Origin of the sequence: Lacrimispora xylanisolvens (genome assembly GCF_002934545.1) — a bacterium.
GTDB lineage: Bacteria > Bacillota > Clostridia > Lachnospirales > Lachnospiraceae > Lacrimispora > Lacrimispora xylanisolvens.
In genome coordinates, this window is record NZ_PTJA01000016.1 from 1 (window position 1) to 18319 (window position 18319).

The following is an 18319-nucleotide window of genomic DNA, read 5'->3' on the forward strand; positions in this document are numbered from 1 at the left end:
TTCTGTGTGAAAAGTTTGTTAGAAACTTTTCAACTTTACACCATTATCTCAATTTTATGAGGAATCCAAAAGTAGACGGGTTATTTACCATTTACTTTACCTTGCTGAATATTTTAATATTTCGGAATTTATAAATGTGCTCTTCAGATAGTACACACACGAAAAATGCGCCAAGCAAAAGCCAAGCGCACGTTGATATACTTTTTTTTATTCGTTTTATCTATTTTGCTGTTATAAATATCTTATTGATTATTTCTTCAGCTCTTTCTTTATAAGTGTGGTTTTGTACGCTTGTAACAGCATTTTTACGAACCTTTATATATTCATCTATGTTTTTACTATAATACTCCAATAACTCAAGAGTCTCATCAGAAGAATTAGCAATAGCCATTGCACCGCTATTTCCAAACATATTATTTATAGCAGTATTATAACAAGAAAGCCCGAAACCTCCGGAGCCTAAAATTTCAAAAGTACGTCTTGTTATAGTTTGATCGTGATTTTGTGTGATTAAATTTATAAAGGAATTATTATAGATATCGCAAGTTTTCTCATAGGGAATTGTACCTTTGAACCATTCCATTGGTACATCGAGATTTAGAAAATTTTTTATAACCTGCTTATATTCTGTAGAACCGTAAAAATCTATTTTATAATTATTTTCAATTAAAGGTTTTAATATAATAGGAATTGCTTTACGATAGCGGAAATGCTCAGGATAATGATTTGAATACCATAACCATGCATTTCCAACTAAGCTAATCGTATTATTTTCATTTGCAGATATTGATTTTGGATAATGAATGGTTGGATTATAAGCAAAATCAAGTCTCTCACAGGGAATACTTTTACTTTTAAGCTTTTCAAGCATTTCAGGACAAATCGAAAATATCATATCGGGCTTTGATAATTCAAATCCTGTCATCTGTAAATCGTATTGGCCAATTCCTTCGGTATCCCAGCAAACACACTTATAATTTGGTGAATTTCTGGAACCAATATGATTAAGCATAGAATGTTGAAAATAACCCATATAGGAGGAAAGAATTAATAAATCAGGATTTATTAATTCCATTAATTTATCAAAATTTTCTATAGAAGTCGGTGTTATTATTTGCGCTTCATGACCAGCTGCAGTAAAGCCCCATAAAATATCGCCTGCATAAAGCTTGTCACAATAAATTGCTACCTTATATTTCATATTTAATAGTCCTCTTTGCCATCTGGCGCACGGAATTTTAACAGTAACTACTAAAATTATATGAAATAAAAAATCAGTTGCTACTAAAGACTTTCATCCGCTCTTCACCTTCTTAGTTTTAAAAACCATTCCACTGGAACACTTCCATTCAGAGTGTTGGGAGTCTGACATGCCAAAACCAAGTACTGAAGTTTGATTTTTTCAAAATGTTCTTGTGGGTCTGTTAGAAAAATCTCCACCTCCGCAATATTTGGTCTTGTGGCGCCAAATTCTGCTAGCACTCGATCAAGATTCACTAATGCTTGTTTTGTGAACCAAATTTCAGGTTACTGGTTCAACCATTTTCTATAGTTTACTTCTCTTTTTCATTTACTGTTATTACCATAATATTTTTATAGATTATGCTCATAATAATGTTGTGTTCATCAATGAACACAACATTATAGACGAAGGTGTCAAGTTATGGATGGCAATGCGGAAATAACAATAGGTTGTTAATGAAGTATTGTTGACAGCTTAAACCTTAGTTAGAAAAATGTCCTCATATTAATCTTGAGGGCATTTTTCTTTGAAGCCTCATGGTTTAACATTGTAATAATTTAGAGAGCAATAAAATTTCAGTTTTGTGAAATAACTTATTACATTTTAAGTACAAAAAAACTACTAACTCAATACTGATAGTTAGTAGTTTTCTTCATACTCTCATTTACCTGAACTTATTTCACCTTTAACAGAAAATCTGTTTTTGTATTTTACCATAGCGTTATTCAAAGCTGAATTCGCATCAATATTCATCTCGCAGCATAAAGCAATTAATGCAAAGAGGCAATCCCCCATCTCTTCTTCGGCTTCAACAGTATATGAAGACTCTATCTTTCCATAATTGCAGCTTTTGATAATTTCCTTTCCCAATTCTCCAATTTCACTAACCAAATCTATATATCTAATTTTTTCGCCACAGGACAGATTATATTTTTTAATAAAATTCTCGACTATTTCTTGCATCTTCCCCCTCCATTTTTTAGTTAAACATAAATGCTACAATTAACAGACTACCATCAAACTTACTAACTATCAATATTAAGTTTTCAATGTGCGCTAAAACATCAAATCCTAATTTTGCTAATATGAAAGCCATTCCCAACCCATGTCCACCTTTTTTCGAGGAGAAGAAATTTCAGCAGATGCAATTAGCAGTTAGTATTTTGCTGGATATTAATTTAAAAAAGCACGTTACTACCAGTGATATTTTAAACTGCATTTTATTAATATTTATTCATCTATAATCTGCTAATATACATACATCAGCTATAATCGCTTATAAAACACCACCATTATTCATTCACAGTTTTTTCACAAATTAGTGAAACGCTTTAAATACAATGGTTTAATGGTATTTGTTGTATAGTACGTTCATATCTTTTATAAATGAAAATATTTTAATATCCTTTATTTATCATTGAAACATATTAAAAGCCGCCAGAATTATTTACCACTGGCGGCTTTGATAAATTTTAAATCGGGACCGGAGCCTTTTTATTTCGCCAGTATTCCTTGCTCCAGTTATCCTTTACATTATTGTAAGCTTTATCAGAATCCAATTCTGCAGTAATTTTAGCACTCTCAAGTTTCTCGGCCAGAACATTCCCCAAACGATCATAATCAATAATACCAGATAATGCCGCGTTTAACTCTGCTGAAATGCCGGCTTTAAAATCATATGTGGTTTTGTCAAACGACACTGATGCTTTGGTATCTACCTTATCAAAGAACTCCCGGTTAACACTGTATGTAGTTCCTACATTGGGGGTAACTACATTTGCTATGTCAAACGCCTTGGATACATTATCTGCCCATTTTTCGATAAGACTTGAAGATGAATCCATATTATCTGAAATACCGGCATTAAACCCTTTTACGGTAAAGACTCCATATTCAGAGAATAACTTTGACGGGGAATGAATATCGAGCAGATCTGTAAACCAATCCTTGATATTTCCAACCCATGTACTTATTATCCCCCTACTACTCTCCTGATTATTTTTAATACCGTCATTTAAACCTTGTACGATAAAATTGCCGAACCCAGCAAATACGGTAGATGGCGAATGGATTCCCATAATATCTGTAAAAGGATTGATAATTCCAACTTGCGCCCAATTCCTTAATATAGAAGGAGTTCCTGACTTTTGTAATTCTTCAAACTTCTGCCTTAATCCTTCGTTGGAAAAAGCCGCCCAACCGGACCCTAAATTTTGCAGTTCTGTATTTAAGGATTTACCACCTTCTAAGACCTTATTGGCTCCATAAATACCGGAATTAATAAATTTCGTGGTATTCTCTTCGCTCTTTATTCCACCAGTGACAGCATCAGTGACAGCATTTGCCGTTTCCTGAGCCCCTGACTTCCCTCCATCACCAATTGATTTTACTAACAGTTTGCCCCCGTCATAAGACACTTGGTATCCTTTGGATTCATAATCAGCTTTTACTTTGGCCCAAAGTTCCTCATTCATAGTGCTTACGGCTTCAGGAACCCCATTTTTACCACCCTGTCCAAACTGAACAACACCTTTTTCGCCAAGATCATACATATCTTTGTCAGTATTGCCATAAGCCTCTATTATTGACCGATACAGTTCTACGGCAGCTTCTCCAACAACTTGCTTACCGTTAACAAACACTCCACCAAGATCATCAATAGCCTTTGAAGCGTCAATTGTAACTTTACCAAAGTTCATAGAATTAATAGTACTTTCCAATTCCTCATATTTTTTCTTATGCCCGGTTAATATCTCATTGGCAGTACCATACGCCAAATTGGCATCTTCAACAGCTTTCTTTGCAGTATTTTGCGCTTCTGTGGACTTTCCTAATTCCTGTTCATAAAAAGATATCTGCTGGGCCAGCTGTTGAGCAATTGATTTATTGCTATCCATAGAGATACCATATTTCTCTAACGATTCCTTATTTTTTTCATACCATATATTCTGATCTTCGTAACTTCCTGTAAGACTATCCATAGCTCCTTGCAAATCACCAAGTTTTGCTTTATTATTTTCGTACTGTTTTTCAGATATAGCCATTTGTACATTAGCTTCAGATAAAGCAGCCCCATACTCTTCTACAACTTTTTGGTATGCCATAACCTGATAGTATTCTTGTTGCTTTTCAATAACCTTTTGTATCTCATCTCTCTGTGCCGTATATCGGCCTGTTGTCTTATCGATCATTCCCTGTAATTCGGGTACCTTATCAATTAATTGCTGAGCATAGTTTTTTAACTGATCTTGTTCTGCAGATGTAAGAGAGACTTGATCCGCAAGATAAAAATATGATTGAGCAAGAGTATCTAACTTCTCTGCATCCTGGTCTGCACTTTCAATTACTTTTCGGCTATTCGTTGCCACATCTAAAAATGCATCGGCCGCATCATTCAATTCATCAGTATTAGAACCTATCCTTTCCTGAAATTCAGAAAATTGCTCTGCCATTTCCCTCTTCCAATTCTGATTCATGGCGATTAAACCGCCTGCGATTGCTACTAAACCAGCGGCCAACGCCACGTATGGATTTGCAGCTATCCAGCCTACCGCTTTTATAAAGAAATCATCTAATGCTACATACAGTGCCGTAATACCAAGCTTAATAGCATCAATAGCGGCAACTGCAGCTTTATATGTAATAAAAGTAGTCAAAAATCCTGCAATTGCTCCAGTTAAAAATACAAGCGTCCCCTGAGGTATAGACAATATTACGGACGAGAAACCTTTTAAAACTAATGCTAAGGCGCTCACTGAACCGGACAAAACTGGCGTAAGAACTTTTGCTAATCCCTCAACAAATCCAATAAGACCATTGCCAATCCCTATGGTCAAATGTGATAAGGCTTTGTATACATCATCTAAAGCACTAATAAACTGTTCCCACTTTATCTTTTTTGACAGATTGGTCATTATATCCAGCAAACGAGGAAGCCCGTTACCAACTCCCCACACAGCTATAGGTTTTAGAAAATCAGCGTAAAAATCTAAGACACTGGTAAAAGTAATGATGGTAAGTCTTGACAGTTCTTTGTAAAAATCGCTGAGACTTGAACCGAGTTTTGTCCAGTTAATATCCTTAAGCATGGCATTGGTGATATTTAAGAATCTTGCCAGACCGTCTTCTCCCAATGTCCATGTCCCTACTGGAACTAAGAAATTGTTATAAAAATCTTTAAGCGTATCCGCACTGAATTCTCCAAATTCTTTAAATCCCTCATTCCATAAGCGCTTCATTGCTTCCCTGGTAGGCTCTGCAATATCCCAGATTTTTTCAAATACATTTTCAATTCCATCTGCCATATCTTGAGCGGAATTTTTCATATTAGCAAAAGCGGTATCCCATGACTTTTGGTACTCTGAAAAAGCATTTAAAAAGGCGTCATCAAGAATGCCAGGTGCTACCTTTCCAGATTCCTTATCGCCTGATGAACTTTTGGTTGAGACAACGTTTAATTTATCAAATGACTGTAAATTATCAGACATTTTCTTTGTGTTTTTAGCCGCATCACCAGTACTTCCAGCAACATCTTCGGCGGCATCTTCCATACTGCTCATGTCTACAGCTGCAGAACCTATTGACATACCCATATCGCCAATTTTAATCCCAAGCAGATTGCCTATCCATGCGAACAGGCGCTGTACAGCTATTAATAGAGCATTCACGTAGGGTAAAATGCTTGTTACAATAGGAAGAAATATACTGCCGACAGTTCTGGCCAAGTTCTCAAAGTTTGATTGTAACAGCCTTAACTGGTTCGCTGGCTGACCAAGTGTATTTGATAGGTCACCCCAAGCATAACGAGTGGAATCTAATAAAATTATAGTCCTTAACAATGCTTTATCCTGCTGATTTAAAGCTGTTATTTTAGCTTTTATCCCAAGTTCATTTAGCTTTTCCTGCAAGTTTACATTACGGATATTTACTCCATATTTATCTAAAGTACGACTCATTCCAACCATACCAGAAGCCATGTCATTCCATACGTCCTCAAATTTCAAATTACGGACAGAAGCAAGGTCGGCACCAATCATAGTAAGCGCATTTGACAGCTGCAGCGCAGTCTCGGAAGCTACACCCATAGAGGAAGCCATCTGCCCAAAAGTAGCCTGATAGTTCATAAGCCTTTCCGGATCTATACCCAAACTCGGCATCCCCGTAGATACCAGGTTGCCGTTGTTATCGGCTACGAATCCTGACATCTTTCCTGTTAATTCCTGAGCTCGTTGGGTAAATGACTTGGCGTATGCTTCAGCAGAATCATATCCTTGTTTTTTCCAACTTTTTATACCATTATCAGCTACTTGTCCCCATGCAGCATCAAAGTAATTTAACGTCTCTATGTAATCCATGGAGGAGTCAATTGCTTTCCACATTCCCTTGGCACCGCGAACAAGCATAAAATATTTCGCATAAAGCATCCCAATTTGAGAAGCAAGGCCTTTGGTGTTTCCTTTAGCCCTCCCTGCACTATTAGAATATGAATTAAGACTACTGCTCATGGAACGGCTTGCACTCGAAACCTTAGAACCATTAGATGCCAAGTTTGCAAGGGCATTAGTCATTTGAATGAGGTTGCTATTTACTCGCGGCGCACCAGATAATGTCTGCATCATGGTTTTTAATGCAACGCCAAGGGCCTGAATATTGGGAATGGCATTTCCTGCTGACTTGCTACCTAATTTGGAAATAGAGACTACCAACGTATTTAATCCAGAAGCATCAAATGTTACTGAATTAAGCCCATTCATTGTCTGTATAAAACTTTCCAAACTGCCCTTAAGTAAAGGAATATTCTGGGCCGCTTGAGTGACTGTTTTGCCGCCTAATTTAGAAATAGAGGACGCGAGATTAATTATCCCTTGCGAATCAAAAGAAACGGTTCCCATATTACTTAAATTGGCCGATAAGGTTGACATTGCCCTGGAAGCATTGCTGACGCCCTGAACATCAACTGCTCCAAGTTTATTTAATCCTTTTGTTATTCTCGAAAAATCAGCAGTTTTTGTATTGTTAGAAAAATTCTGGATTGAGTTTGAAATCTGATTAATTCCAGAAGCAATCTGACTTGCACCGGACATTTCAATTCCAGATATAGCAGACTGCAGAGATATCATCTTTTGTATAAATTTATCTATTTTAGCATCAGCATTGTTTGTACTGGCATCTATTTGGACTTTCAGATCATCAATTACATCCGCCATGATTCACCACCCCTTACACATACAAAAAAAGGCGAGTGAATTTTCGATTATCACTCGCCTTTTGAACAGTTATTATTTTCATCGATATTCATTTCATTAAAAAATGATAGGAATTTATCTAATTCTTTTTCTTCTTCAATCTTCTTCTCTTCTTCTGTCATTGGGACTACTCTTATTGGCTTCTCTAAATATTTACCTTTTTGTTTCCGTTTTATGAATGGCATGGCATTGCATACGGTAGCGTCCAAAGCCGATGCAACATATTGACCCATAAGCCACATATCATCACTTTGTTGCTGTCTCTTTCTTCGATATGTTTCAGCAAATGGAAGCAACTTCCGGGGATTCAAATGCCAGAATAAATCATAGGGTACACCCATTAATAAAGCTTCAGGCAGATATTGCTCCCATATTATTTTGTGCCAGTCGATTTCTTTTTGCGATCCTGAGGAGTCTTCACAGATTTGGACTTCGCTTCTGCTTCCTGGTTCATTTTTTCTACCAGTTTGTCCAATCCGGTCAGTTTGAAAAAACCGTCTTCTTCCATACACTGTTTAAGGAAATCAAACATTCCATAAAAGGATGCACGATCATCTTCTGGATTTTCTTTTATAAACTGCTTAAACAACCCTTTTGCTTCTGCCTCATCGGAAACCGGGTTATGCTCTAATAGACCAGCATATAAAAAAGACGGAACAACCAATGGCATATCAGACACCATATCAGCAGTGCCATCTATCACCATTTCCATCATGCCCTGCTTATCATCCTCACCAAAATTGCCACGACGGACCATATAAGATCCAGATACAACTTTAAAAGCCTTGTCAACACAATTCTTGTGTTCAGCTGCTTCAAAGGAAAACTCAATTTTATAATCTTTTCCTCCGATTGTTAGAGTCTTCATATTTTAATACCTCCCGTTTGATACCTCAATTTATTCAGTCGCTGCTGTAGGAACTATTGGTGTATTCCAACCAATTTCTCCCGTGGGTGTTACAGAAACACTTGTGTCCCATGCATTGTCAACATCAGAAGCGGACCAACCAAGTCTAGCCGGCACGCAAGTAAAGAAAAAGGCCTTAGTTAGTCTTGGGTGATAAAATTCCAACCACATCCGTTTATTTGATTCTTTTGCCGTTTCGTAGGCATCGCATAATTCTTCCCATAAATCAAGGAATACCTGAGACATGCCGAATGTAATTGCAAGCGCGCCACCAGGATCTTTAAGACCATCAATATATCGTTTCCAAACAGTATCATTTAGAGATGTTACATCGTAACTTCCAACCTCCGGATTAAAATCCGGGATACTCTTAGGGTTTGGAATATCAATAAATGCCGTAGGTTTTGTCCCTGCAGTAGTTTCAATGGCGTATCCAACGTGAATACCAGCAGTGCTTAAATCTATTGCTTTTACCATGGGTTTGTTCCTCCTTTTAAATTAAAAAAGAACCTCTCCATATAGGAAAAGTTCTACTATGATTTTTATATCAAATCGCCCTCGCAATAGGTCCTATGAAACCTTGCGATCCAACGATACGCTTCTGATGTGCTTGAACGGTCCACTTCCAGCGGTCCGTATTTTAAAACAAATCCCAGTTCTGTCATGATATCAGCCGCTAGAAAAATCAATTGTTTTGCTTTGCTGGTTGAACTGGAATCATACATGGTAATTTCAAAGTCCGCTGATATGGAACACTGCTTGTTCTGTAGGGAACTGCTTGTTGTCGGCTGTCCCAGACTTTTGAAATAAAGGTAGGGAAAGACTGAAGGCGTATCGTTCCTGGTAGTTCCGCTTCCTGAAAGATATTTTTTCAAACGCGCCTCATTAACAAGTCGAGTGTAAACCAAAGAGGAAATATCAAGCATTATTGGAAAACCTCCTTTACAACTGCTGCCACCTGTGTACGGATTGCCACAGAAGCATTATACATAGGCATTGTGGCTTTCGTACCGTATGTATGGTGCCACTTTTCATCTTTTCCCCAATAATACCAGCCATTCTGGTCAAACGCATGAATCTGCCCGGGATATGTACCAACACCCATACCAAATTCACCAGCTTTAGGATTCTCATTGGAATTTAACCGTATACCGGCTCCGAACTCAACAAGGAGTAAAGTCGAAATTACCCCGAAGTCATTAGACTTCGTTTGCCCAGCAGCTACCAGAATTGCTTTACAACCATCAGGTTTTGGAGACATTTCTATTCGCAGGGTTATAGTCTTACCCAAGGGTGAATCATTAATGCTCTGCAAAGCTACTGTTTGCCCTGTTTCTGCCAGGCGCCGGCAAAGCAATTCTGCTTTTTGGCGTAAGTTAGTTTTATACCGTTCAAGCTGATTTATGATGTACTGGATTCCTTTTGAGGAGAAGTTTCCTCTCATAACTATCTTAGCCATTTTTTGCACTTCCATCTGGCAACTGCTTAATTGCATACAATAAGGAATTCAAACTTCCTGCAACTTTGACAACCTTATAATCCGCTCCTTTGCCGTCCGCCGGTTTCCGGTCAACAAATATCTGCGACAGCTCATCAATCGGAAGAGTAAGGTCACAGGAACAAATCACTTTATCATAATCGGTATACACCCCGAAAGGCTCTGTTTGAGCTTCTGACCGGGCAGGGGACACGTTTGCCTTAAACTCCACCGGGTCGGCATACCCGACCGTATAATCGCCAGTAAGGAGTGGTTCTCCGGTCACTGGATCAGGAATGATATTGCCGTCCAAGTCTTTTTCATAGACTGGAATATGCTCTGAATAAAGCTGATAATATAATGTTTTCTGATTACGTTTTAACCCTCTCATGTCATTTCACCCACACCCAAGAAGAAGAAAGGACATTTCCTCTCTTTACAGTTCCACACCTTCCATAACTGCTCTTGCTTCCAGAACCGCAATATAATTAGTCATAGCAGAAATCTGCATATTATAAGTGCTTCTCGGGCAAGTTGGTTTAAAGCCCAATTCTCCCTTATCCCATCTTTCAAGCATTGTTTTCAGTTTCTGATATCGAATAACAATCTGATAATATTCAGCTCTGAAACGTTCCTTGTAATCTGCACTGTTCATCATTTCTGCTGTATCATTTAATTCCATTTTGGTCATAATCATTCTCCCTGTCCTCCCAGACATATTAAGCACACCTGCCCACCACCATTGTTCTGATATGCACCCTGCGTCCGGCCGGGAGGTTAACCAGACACGCACCGTCTTAAAATCTTATAATAAAGTCTTTGCCATAGGCACCACATCAAAATAAAGGTCATCCTCACTCTGGTATCCCCGGGATATCCCGTTTTCAGAATGAGAACTCTGCCCCTCACTTCCCTGCTTCGCCCAATAATAAACAGCGGCATCAAAGACCATATCTCGGTACTTTGAAACCGCCGCTGCCTTTTGCTTGTCAGTATACCCATAAGGATAACGCTTAGAGCATATCTTGCGAATTGCCCGATTAATGAGAATGAGCAGAACCGGATTATCCTGTTCGCTTACTTCGTCACCAAGATATGTACTTACATCAGCCAGAATATCCGTCTCCACTCACTTCACCGCCTTTCTTAAGCTTTAGCTGTTACTGTGGTGTTACCAGCCTTAATGGCTTTATATGTGGAATCACATTCAACAATGGTAATAATCTTACCAGTTGTAGCTGTGATGTCCGCGCTACCGTCCCAAGCTGACCACGTCTGAACATTCTGACCATAAATTACTGTGGTAGCTGCATCAGCAATTTTGTATTTATAAAGATTTCCGCTTGATTTTGCGGGGGTAATAGTTACCTTGGTATCACCAGAAGCTGTACCTGCTACGGAATTAACCGTCAAAGTTCCTAGCGTTCCGGAGCCAGTTAAGACAGTTGCAATTACAATCCCATAGGGATCAGGTAATACTGGAATAAACATGCCGGAAGCTTTTGTCCACTTGGCTACCGGATCCTGTGTTGACCACATAGTCACTGTGACAAACATTTTTTCCAAAGCTTCCTGAAATGCAGCATACTCAGCCTCTTCAGGTGTTGGGCCCCAGAGACCAATACCTGCACTTCCAGAAACATCGGCAGTATAAAACGTTACCTTATCCTCATCAAAATATCTATTATTTGCCTTTGTACCACTAGAATTCACGTATGCAAACATTTCATCACAAGAAATCACCTGCAACTTAAACTCTTCCTGTAACATTCTTTGTAGTTCAGCCATGGTGACCAATTTACCTACATTAGTTGCACCATAAATAGCAATCTGCATAGATTTGTTTTTCCTGATACGCTGTACCTGTGTGTCAGAGGTCAGCATACGATTAGCAATCTTTCCCTGATCTTTAAGGATTTTAACGGCTTTCTGGATATCAGAAAAGATATCATACTCTGGATCAGACCAGTTGCCAAAGTTGATTTTCTGCTCAGCAGGAATTCCGAAATCAATAGTCATATCAAGGTTGTTCTCCTTGATTTTCATGATTCCTGTACTCATTAGATTTCCTTTAGCGATCTTGGTTCTGGTGACGACACTGTCGGACAAACGTCCCATATCATCGAATACCCACTTGATTAAACCATCATCATCAGGCACGCCATTGGTAATGTACATCTGCAGCTGCTCTGACTGATTGATTTTCTCTTTGATGAAGAGTTTTTCAGTCAGCACCTTTTCAAATGTAGGCCGGGTGCCGATATGCGCTTCAGTATCCAAAGCATGTACAAACGCCGGTGTCGGCAGGTTCTGCCCCTGCATCAATCTGTAATACTCTGCTTTGAAATGCTGAGTCTTAATATCCGGGAAAATGGTATCCAGAACAGTCGGTCTCGCAACTGCAAAGTTCTGAGCAAAGTTAAGTCTTTCTTCTACGCTAATAGCGTCCAATACATTAAATGGCATCTCAGTACCTCCTGATTAAAATTCAACTTCGGGAGCATCAAGGATTACAAACCCTTTTGCTGCCAAAGCTGTTTTGGCTGCCGATGTTAATTCGGTCTTTAATCTGTTTCCATAAATTCTTCCTGCTTTTATTACACTTGTAGGACGCTTTGTATCGTCAGTCATATCGACAGTCTCGAAAATAATGCCTGTTGCATTACCATCATTAGATGGAAACGCCGTTCCACCGTAAATCAGCTTTTTGCTGTCTACAGTGGTAGCCATAGCCTGAGTAACCATTTCAGTTTTCTGTACCAGTCCTACAGCACTTTCCAAAAAATTGGGGAGTATTTCTCCCTGAATTACTTTCATGTAAGCCATTTCATGTCCTCCTTAAATTAATGTTCCCGGCTGAGTACCGACAATAGGTGTCGCAACCGGCTGCGGATTTTTATTCTGGCAATACTGTTTTGCATATTCGGCTGCAGCACTCTTCTTGCCCGGGTCCGTATTTGCCGGTGGATCTCCTGCGCCCGGATTCGGTGTATTTTCGAAAGTTTCTTTTTGCCATTGAGTTTTATTTGCCTCATCACGCTTAGAAATCCCGGCTACAAATGCTTCCGCACTGGTCTTGGCAGATTCCAAACCCAAAGCAGATAAAGCATTCAGCATTCCTGAAAACTCATCTCCGGATAAATTAGCCTTTGCAAAAATACCTTGAACAGCTGATTGTGTAAGCTGTTTTTGTAGTTCTGCAGTAGCTTTTTCGGCTGCTTCCCTTGCCTTCTTTTCCTTTTCCAGTTCTGTAAGATTCTGCTGTTCAATTTCATCAAGCTTTGTCTGCAGGTCCCCAGCCTTTTTAGCTTCTTCTTTCCATTTATCAGCATCGTCTTGGATTTTTTTCACTTCTCCGTTATGCTGATTTAGGTAGTTCGTAACCTGATCATCGGTCGGTTCAGCAACTCCAAGGGCAATTAAATTCTTTTTAGCCTGTTCTCTAGTCATAATAATTTCCTCCTTTTATCCACGCTTTTGGTTACGCAGGTCGCACCTGCTGGATTTTGCCATTTACGGATGGCTCCAAATTTTAAATAAAAAAAGAAAAGCAGCTACGCTTCTCCTGTTTTAACTGAATTATTCGGTTGATTCTTCAACAACTCATATGCTCTCAGTTTTTCTGTTTCAACATCAAGCTGATCCTGAGTTTTAAATATGGTATCCATGTATGGTTTGCTCATTATCCATACTTTTTCAGGATCTCCAAATAAACCGCAAGTGGCTAAAGCAATTAACGGATTTACTTTATTTTTCAATAAGTAATCTAAGGATTGAGCTTTGACAAGCATGTTATCCGTAGAATTTCGTGTAATCTTTACATCGAAATCCCTTACAGTCAAAGGAACGTCATTCGTTGTTTGCTTGATGATGTTTAAAACAATTTGACAATGCTTCTTTTCCGCTTCGATGATAAATGGTTCATCAAGCTTTGCCCTTTGTTCTGCAAAATCCCAGCCATTTCTAAGGTACACCGCCTGACCAGTATCCCCTCCGGAATTTTGCTGACGATCTGGCATTCCTTCAACCACAAGAACCTGACGGTACACATCATCTTTTGATACCTGAGTTTGTTCCTGGTTAAGCTCAGCAGTCATAAGTTTAACATCAGACTTATTGGTTTGCGTTGAATCTTTAACCTGTATTGCTCCCAACTGGCTCATTTCTATAAATTCATCTTTGTTGATTTCACAGTTTTTGAATAGCATAAACGCCTGGACAAACTGTTCTATACCATTCATTCGGTCAGACTGAATTTTATTTATTTGATCCAGTGCTGTAATAACAATTTCAATATCTGATAATCGATCCGGATTGTTTGGATATTCCGTTATGGGAATTCCTCCAAACCCATTTATGCCGGCTTTAGTTATTTGGCCATTTTTAATTATGAAATATTTATCATCTGAGAAACAAAGATAATATTGCTCCTCATTTTCATCTTTTAGCTGCTGAATAGAAAGCATATCACGTCCATCTTCCAGCGAATAGACAATTATCGTATTCAAAGGTGTGGGGACGTGAATCCTAAATGGTATGAGGCTATTTTTTTCAGCCTTTAAACTTGCCTTATAAGCGGTTCCAACAGAACTTTGCCATGTACCGAGTTCTATGTCTCTCGCCTGCTTATGAGCGTCTCTCATATAATCGTTAAGAGCATCAACAGCTTTATTGATGGCATCATCCTTTTTGCGGCTTACATATTGAATAGGCTCGCCGTATGTTTGCCCTGCTTTAAAACGAACAATTTCTAAAGCATGATTTTCAACCGTTTTATTATTAATTTCTGGACGTACTGTTTTTTCTCGGTAAAGAATTGGTTGATCTCCCATGTAATAATCATGTAGGTATCGAATGAACGGTCTGTTATAGTTCAAGACGCCGACTGCTTTACCTACTACTTTTAAAACATTTTCATGTGTGATAACAGAAGCGCCAGTATAAGCTACCTTTCGCCCAAATGATCCTTTACAGATATCTACGAAGCTACGTCTATTCATCCGCTTTTCACCTTCTTAGTTTTAAAAACCACTCCACTGGAACACTTCCACTCAGGATGTTGGGAATTCCGGTCTCTCCATATAGAATCTTTTTTAATCTTTAAAGACTTATCAGTTTTATTTTCCATAAATTCACCCACGAAAAATGCGCCCAGCCTTAGCCAAGCGCACGCTGATATACTTTTCACTGATATCATAATAACATATTATGGATGGGAAATGTGGGAATCTTATACTTACTTATATATCTATGATATCACACTTTCCTTTACTCGATAATTGATATTTTTAATCTTCGTCATTGATATCAGATAATCTAAATGGAATAATTTTATCATCACAAAATCCACAGTTTATAAGTTTCCTTTTAAAAACTTTAAAGTCCACCTTTTTATAGCTATGTAAATGAATACGCACATTAGACACATCTAATTTCTCCACTATTTTATTTAGATAATACATATCAACATCTGCAAAAGAAAATCCATGTACATAAATATCAGTAACATTACTATTATATAAGGCGTTAAAGAAATCAATATGCTCTTCGTATATATTTTTAGTGTCCTTTCTATAGTAATCGCATATTTGTGCAATATATTGATGGCATGGAAAGAAAATGTCATATTCTTCTTCGGTCGGATATTTATATTTCCCCGCGTGACCAACAATCAAGGTATCATTTTTAGAGGATTGCCCGTGTATATGGCAAATATTATTAACATTATAGTATGTTTCAAGTGTATCAGTATAATTGAAATTCAAAAAATAATCATGATCATGATCGACTAATACCATTAGCTCTTTTGAGATTGTCTTAGGATGCGAAATATCAATTTCTGTAGCCCAACTACTAAATAATTTGTTTATTAAAACGTGGGCAAAATCTCTCATTCCTACAGCTATATCCTCAGCACAAAGCATAATTTCCCTATCATTAAAGCCAAAATCATTGTAATAGAGACATTCTTTTTTAATTATGGATATCCAATCAAGTTTTGATAAAGCAGATTCAAATTGATTCCAATTACTTCCAACGACATCATAAATTAATGCATAGAAAAAACGAGCCATTTCTTCAAGATTGTAAGATTCTAACCTTTTATAATTAGTACTATATTGAGGTATTGTTCCAAATTCGTCTAATGATTCGTCATCATCATCATCATATTTATTATTTAGCCAAACTTTAAAATCATTAAAACATGTTTTAAAATCGTGTGCCAAATCAAAACCATTACCAAAAACAAATAGATTACTCATTATACAATTGCTCCTTATTCAGTAATATATCAATATTATAATTACAAATTATAAAATATACAAGCAAAAAGAGATATTATTCTTTTTAAACATAATTCTGTAAATAGCAATTTATGTGACTTGATTTCAACAAAAAAACTACTAACTTAATATTTAGTTAGTAGTTTTTTTATAGCATAATTTGTTTTTTAATTTTTTCTTCAACTTTATTCCTATTTATTTGGATTTCTTGACATTTTAAATTTTCAAAAGCAGTTTCAAGTTCTATTTTTATTCGTTCTTCTCCCACAAGTTTTTGAGCTTCTTTAAATGATATTTTTTCGTCTTCTACCACTTGCTTCATTTTTGTCAAAAGTATGTTATATTGATACATTGTAAACAGTAATTTCTGATAGCAGAAAACAAAATCTCCCAAAATAATTGATTCCTCAGCAGAAAAAACAAACTTAATTTTAGTTGAAACCTCCTTGAGGCTTTCTAGCTTTTTTAATAATTCTTTGTGACTTTCTCCGTATAAAGGCTCATTAATTGCAGGAGTTATTCTTTCTAAATAAGAGTTATTTGTCAACCACGCAAACTGCATTTCAATTGAAAATATGGGTTCATCTGTTTTATAATCAATTATCTTGCTATTTTCCCTATATAACTGAAGTAACCCATTTGCAATTATGTAACTTTCTAACCGCTTATCAAACAAATGCTGTTTGTTACTTAATTTCATCTGTCTATTACTTAATACTAAAGCTGCAAGTGCAGCAAAAGCGGTAACTAACGATATTATAATGTCCCAGTTTATTTCCATGTTTATTACCTTTCCATAAAATTGCTAAATTATTTACTAATAGTTATATTCTAACACAATACTACTAACTTACAATATTAAATTTTTAATGTACATGAATACATATTTCCCTCTTCAAATGATCATTTACTAAGTGATTTTTTGAATTGTGAGTACAGTATCCGTTGCAGATAAATATCCAAATATACTGCAAGTGCCACCAGAACTTGAACCATATAATCTTAATATCATACTATTTATGGATTTCGCATTTAAAGATATTTCCCTGTATGCTTGTTCCGTTGCATTCCAGTAGTAATTATGGGTAACAAGATTGTTACCACACGATACTGTTAGATATAAAAACTCATTAGCCAACTGTAAGCCGTGAAAGGCAGCATTTATAATATATGTTCCCGGGGGCACTGTGATCGTACCATCTGCATTTATTGTATAAAAATTGTTTTGATTTTCTAATACACGGGTCATCGGTATTGTTGTAGCAGTATTAGCAAGTGTTACAGATTCGTCACGAATTGCAAACTTTCCTCTCATTGTTAAATTGCTATTATACACATAAACAATTCTTTTGACTTTGCCGATATTCTTATTAAAACAAATGGTGAAATAGTACTTTTTTGCCAATTATATAATGAGAACTCCGCAATCACTCCTTTAGAATTGGAATACTCTTTATAATTGCTATCTTCGAACATATGTTTGATTTTTAGTAAAAAATATGATATTCTATAGAAAGACAAATTTAATATATTTTATTAAGGAGTCAAATAAATGCTAAATAATTGTGAAAAAAATGAATGTTTAACTTTTCTTGAGACTGGTCTAAATGCTTTAGAGAAAATTGACTGGTACGGAGAAACTGAATTTGCATGTCCTATATGTGGATATGATAAAGCGAATGCGAAGAGAATTAAAACACCGAATAATATTAGAAATAAAGTCACATGGCTATACTGCGAAGAATGTGGTATGTTATTCCACGGGTGAAAGGAGTTCTTAAAAATGGCAGGAAATTGTGAACTTCATCCAGATATAAATCAATGTCCACATTTTGAACCTATTAAGGGCGAATACTGCATCAAAAATGAATTCTGCGGATTTTATGGGAAATCAAAGCCTCAAACTGAACCGAAATATATCAGGCAACCTCGTTGGTATGAAAAATATTATAAAAAGTAATTTATGTAGAGTGGCCTCCTATTTATTTTTCTATATCTGCAGGAGTGATTATTATCATATCTCCATAGATAGCTGCTTCTAAAATCTGATTTGGTTGAAAATTTGTATGCGACATGCACAGATCATTAAGAGTTATTGATTTTCCATTATAAGGAATTACATTGATTGCTTTAAGTGTATTATCATTTATATTCATGTGGCTT

General features: G+C 36.9%; 21 protein-coding genes. 2 read left to right on the forward strand and 19 right to left on the reverse strand.

Annotated features, from left to right (window positions below; all coding sequences use genetic code 11):
• Positions 1 to 220: 220 nt before the first annotated feature.
• The 18 genes from BXY41_RS23040 to BXY41_RS23130 form a co-directional block, all read right to left on the reverse strand.
• Complete coding sequence (locus BXY41_RS23040) at positions 221 to 1201, reverse strand: glycosyltransferase family protein (RefSeq protein ID WP_104439239.1); 981 nt, start codon at positions 1199 to 1201, stop codon at positions 221 to 223.
• Between the two features lie 702 nt (positions 1202 to 1903).
• A complete protein-coding gene (locus BXY41_RS23050; protein ID WP_104439240.1) occupies positions 1904 to 2206 on the reverse strand; it encodes a MazG nucleotide pyrophosphohydrolase domain-containing protein in 303 nt (100 codons plus the stop codon).
• A gap of 509 nt (positions 2207 to 2715) precedes the next feature.
• On the reverse strand, positions 2716 to 7449 hold the full coding sequence (locus tag BXY41_RS23055; RefSeq protein WP_104439241.1) for a methyl-accepting chemotaxis protein: 4734 nt from the start codon (positions 7447 to 7449) through the stop codon (positions 2716 to 2718).
• Between the two features lie 50 nt (positions 7450 to 7499).
• Positions 7500 to 7829: a hypothetical protein gene (locus tag BXY41_RS23060; RefSeq protein WP_242980333.1), complete on the reverse strand. Its 330-nt coding sequence runs from the start codon at positions 7827 to 7829 to the stop codon at positions 7500 to 7502.
• Positions 7830 to 7861: 32 nt separating this feature from the next.
• Positions 7862 to 8356 carry a hypothetical protein gene (locus tag BXY41_RS23065; protein ID WP_104439242.1) on the reverse strand — a complete coding sequence of 165 codons (495 nt, stop codon included), beginning with the start codon at positions 8354 to 8356 and terminating at the stop codon, positions 7862 to 7864.
• Positions 8357 to 8386: 30 nt separating this feature from the next.
• Positions 8387 to 8872, reverse strand: a complete 486-nt coding sequence (locus BXY41_RS23070; protein ID WP_104439243.1) for a hypothetical protein — start codon at positions 8870 to 8872, stop codon at positions 8387 to 8389.
• Between the two features lie 65 nt (positions 8873 to 8937).
• Positions 8938 to 9270, reverse strand: coding sequence for a hypothetical protein (locus tag BXY41_RS23075; protein WP_242980335.1), 333 nt, complete (start codon positions 9268 to 9270; stop codon positions 8938 to 8940).
• A gap of 50 nt (positions 9271 to 9320) precedes the next feature.
• On the reverse strand, positions 9321 to 9854 hold the full coding sequence (locus BXY41_RS23080; protein ID WP_104439245.1) for a hypothetical protein: 534 nt from the start codon (positions 9852 to 9854) through the stop codon (positions 9321 to 9323).
• Positions 9847 to 10263: a hypothetical protein gene (locus BXY41_RS23085; RefSeq protein ID WP_104439246.1), complete on the reverse strand. Its 417-nt coding sequence runs from the start codon at positions 10261 to 10263 to the stop codon at positions 9847 to 9849. The genes BXY41_RS23080 and BXY41_RS23085 overlap by 8 nt, the downstream gene beginning before the upstream one ends.
• Positions 10264 to 10308: 45 nt before the next feature.
• A complete protein-coding gene (locus BXY41_RS23090; RefSeq protein ID WP_242980337.1) occupies positions 10309 to 10569 on the reverse strand; it encodes a crAss001_48 related protein in 261 nt (86 codons plus the stop codon).
• A gap of 108 nt (positions 10570 to 10677) precedes the next feature.
• Entirely contained in the window at positions 10678 to 11001 is a 324-nt protein-coding gene (locus tag BXY41_RS23095) for a hypothetical protein (RefSeq protein ID WP_104439247.1), read from the reverse strand.
• 17 nt (positions 11002 to 11018) lie between these two features.
• On the reverse strand, positions 11019 to 12338 hold the full coding sequence (locus BXY41_RS23100) for a major capsid protein (protein ID WP_104439248.1): 1320 nt from the start codon (positions 12336 to 12338) through the stop codon (positions 11019 to 11021).
• Between the two features lie 15 nt (positions 12339 to 12353).
• Positions 12354 to 12698, reverse strand: coding sequence for a hypothetical protein (locus tag BXY41_RS23105; RefSeq protein ID WP_104439249.1), 345 nt, complete (start codon positions 12696 to 12698; stop codon positions 12354 to 12356).
• A 12-nt stretch (positions 12699 to 12710) separates the two neighbouring features.
• Positions 12711 to 13322, reverse strand: a complete 612-nt coding sequence (locus BXY41_RS23110) for a hypothetical protein (RefSeq protein WP_104439250.1) — start codon at positions 13320 to 13322, stop codon at positions 12711 to 12713.
• A gap of 104 nt (positions 13323 to 13426) precedes the next feature.
• Complete coding sequence (locus tag BXY41_RS23115; protein ID WP_104439251.1) at positions 13427 to 14872, reverse strand: phage portal protein; 1446 nt, start codon at positions 14870 to 14872, stop codon at positions 13427 to 13429.
• 288 nt (positions 14873 to 15160) lie between these two features.
• On the reverse strand, positions 15161 to 16135 hold the full coding sequence (locus tag BXY41_RS23120) for an AbiH family protein (RefSeq protein WP_104439252.1): 975 nt from the start codon (positions 16133 to 16135) through the stop codon (positions 15161 to 15163).
• Between the two features lie 169 nt (positions 16136 to 16304).
• Positions 16305 to 16937 (reverse strand): hypothetical protein, encoded by a 633-nt coding sequence (locus BXY41_RS23125; RefSeq protein WP_104439253.1) that lies wholly within the window; start codon positions 16935 to 16937, stop codon positions 16305 to 16307.
• 129 nt (positions 16938 to 17066) lie between these two features.
• Entirely contained in the window at positions 17067 to 17561 is a 495-nt protein-coding gene (locus BXY41_RS23130) for a hypothetical protein (protein WP_104439254.1), read from the reverse strand.
• 147 nt (positions 17562 to 17708) lie between these two features.
• Here BXY41_RS23130 and BXY41_RS23135 point away from each other — a divergent pair, with 147 nt between their 5' ends.
• The gene (locus tag BXY41_RS23135) at positions 17709 to 17924 is read left to right on the forward strand and encodes a hypothetical protein (RefSeq protein ID WP_104439255.1); all 216 of its coding nucleotides are present in this window, start codon (positions 17709 to 17711) and stop codon (positions 17922 to 17924) included.
• A 15-nt stretch (positions 17925 to 17939) separates the two neighbouring features.
• Positions 17940 to 18116 (forward strand): hypothetical protein, encoded by a 177-nt coding sequence (locus tag BXY41_RS26885; RefSeq protein ID WP_170072561.1) that lies wholly within the window; start codon positions 17940 to 17942, stop codon positions 18114 to 18116.
• Positions 18117 to 18138: 22 nt separating this feature from the next.
• Here the strand turns inward: BXY41_RS26885 and BXY41_RS26890 are convergent, their stop codons facing one another.
• A complete protein-coding gene (locus BXY41_RS26890; protein WP_170072563.1) occupies positions 18139 to 18312 on the reverse strand; it encodes a hypothetical protein in 174 nt (57 codons plus the stop codon).
• Between the last annotated feature and the right edge of the window lie 7 nt (positions 18313 to 18319).

Excerpts from the sequence above, each read along its gene's own strand:
- BXY41_RS23040 (WP_104439239.1), bottom strand. The coding sequence starts at position 1,201 with ATGAAATATAAGGTAGCAATTTATTGTGACAAGCTTTATGCAGGCGAT.
- BXY41_RS23050 (WP_104439240.1), bottom strand. The coding sequence starts at position 2,206 with ATGCAAGAAATAGTCGAGAATTTTATTAAAAAATATAATCTGTCCTGT.
- BXY41_RS23055 (WP_104439241.1), bottom strand. The coding sequence starts at position 7,449 with ATGGCGGATGTAATTGATGATCTGAAAGTCCAAATAGATGCCAGTACA.
- BXY41_RS23060 (WP_242980333.1), bottom strand. The coding sequence starts at position 7,829 with ATGGGTGTACCCTATGATTTATTCTGGCATTTGAATCCCCGGAAGTTG.
- BXY41_RS23065 (WP_104439242.1), bottom strand. The coding sequence starts at position 8,356 with ATGAAGACTCTAACAATCGGAGGAAAAGATTATAAAATTGAGTTTTCC.
- BXY41_RS23070 (WP_104439243.1), bottom strand. The coding sequence starts at position 8,872 with ATGGTAAAAGCAATAGATTTAAGCACTGCTGGTATTCACGTTGGATAC.
- BXY41_RS23080 (WP_104439245.1), bottom strand. The coding sequence starts at position 9,854 with ATGGCTAAGATAGTTATGAGAGGAAACTTCTCCTCAAAAGGAATCCAG.
- BXY41_RS23085 (WP_104439246.1), bottom strand. The coding sequence starts at position 10,263 with ATGAGAGGGTTAAAACGTAATCAGAAAACATTATATTATCAGCTTTAT.
- BXY41_RS23090 (WP_242980337.1), bottom strand. The coding sequence starts at position 10,569 with ATGATTATGACCAAAATGGAATTAAATGATACAGCAGAAATGATGAAC.
- BXY41_RS23100 (WP_104439248.1), bottom strand. The coding sequence starts at position 12,338 with ATGCCATTTAATGTATTGGACGCTATTAGCGTAGAAGAAAGACTTAAC.
- BXY41_RS23105 (WP_104439249.1), bottom strand. The coding sequence starts at position 12,698 with ATGGCTTACATGAAAGTAATTCAGGGAGAAATACTCCCCAATTTTTTG.
- BXY41_RS23110 (WP_104439250.1), bottom strand. The coding sequence starts at position 13,322 with ATGACTAGAGAACAGGCTAAAAAGAATTTAATTGCCCTTGGAGTTGCT.
- BXY41_RS23115 (WP_104439251.1), bottom strand. The coding sequence starts at position 14,872 with ATGAATAGACGTAGCTTCGTAGATATCTGTAAAGGATCATTTGGGCGA.
- BXY41_RS23120 (WP_104439252.1), bottom strand. The coding sequence starts at position 16,135 with ATGAGTAATCTATTTGTTTTTGGTAATGGTTTTGATTTGGCACACGAT.
- BXY41_RS23125 (WP_104439253.1), bottom strand. The coding sequence starts at position 16,937 with ATGGAAATAAACTGGGACATTATAATATCGTTAGTTACCGCTTTTGCT.
- BXY41_RS23135 (WP_104439255.1), top strand. The coding sequence starts at position 17,709 with ATGCTAAATAATTGTGAAAAAAATGAATGTTTAACTTTTCTTGAGACT.
- BXY41_RS26885 (WP_170072561.1), top strand. The coding sequence starts at position 17,940 with ATGGCAGGAAATTGTGAACTTCATCCAGATATAAATCAATGTCCACAT.
- BXY41_RS26890 (WP_170072563.1), bottom strand. The coding sequence starts at position 18,312 with ATGAATATAAATGATAATACACTTAAAGCAATCAATGTAATTCCTTAT.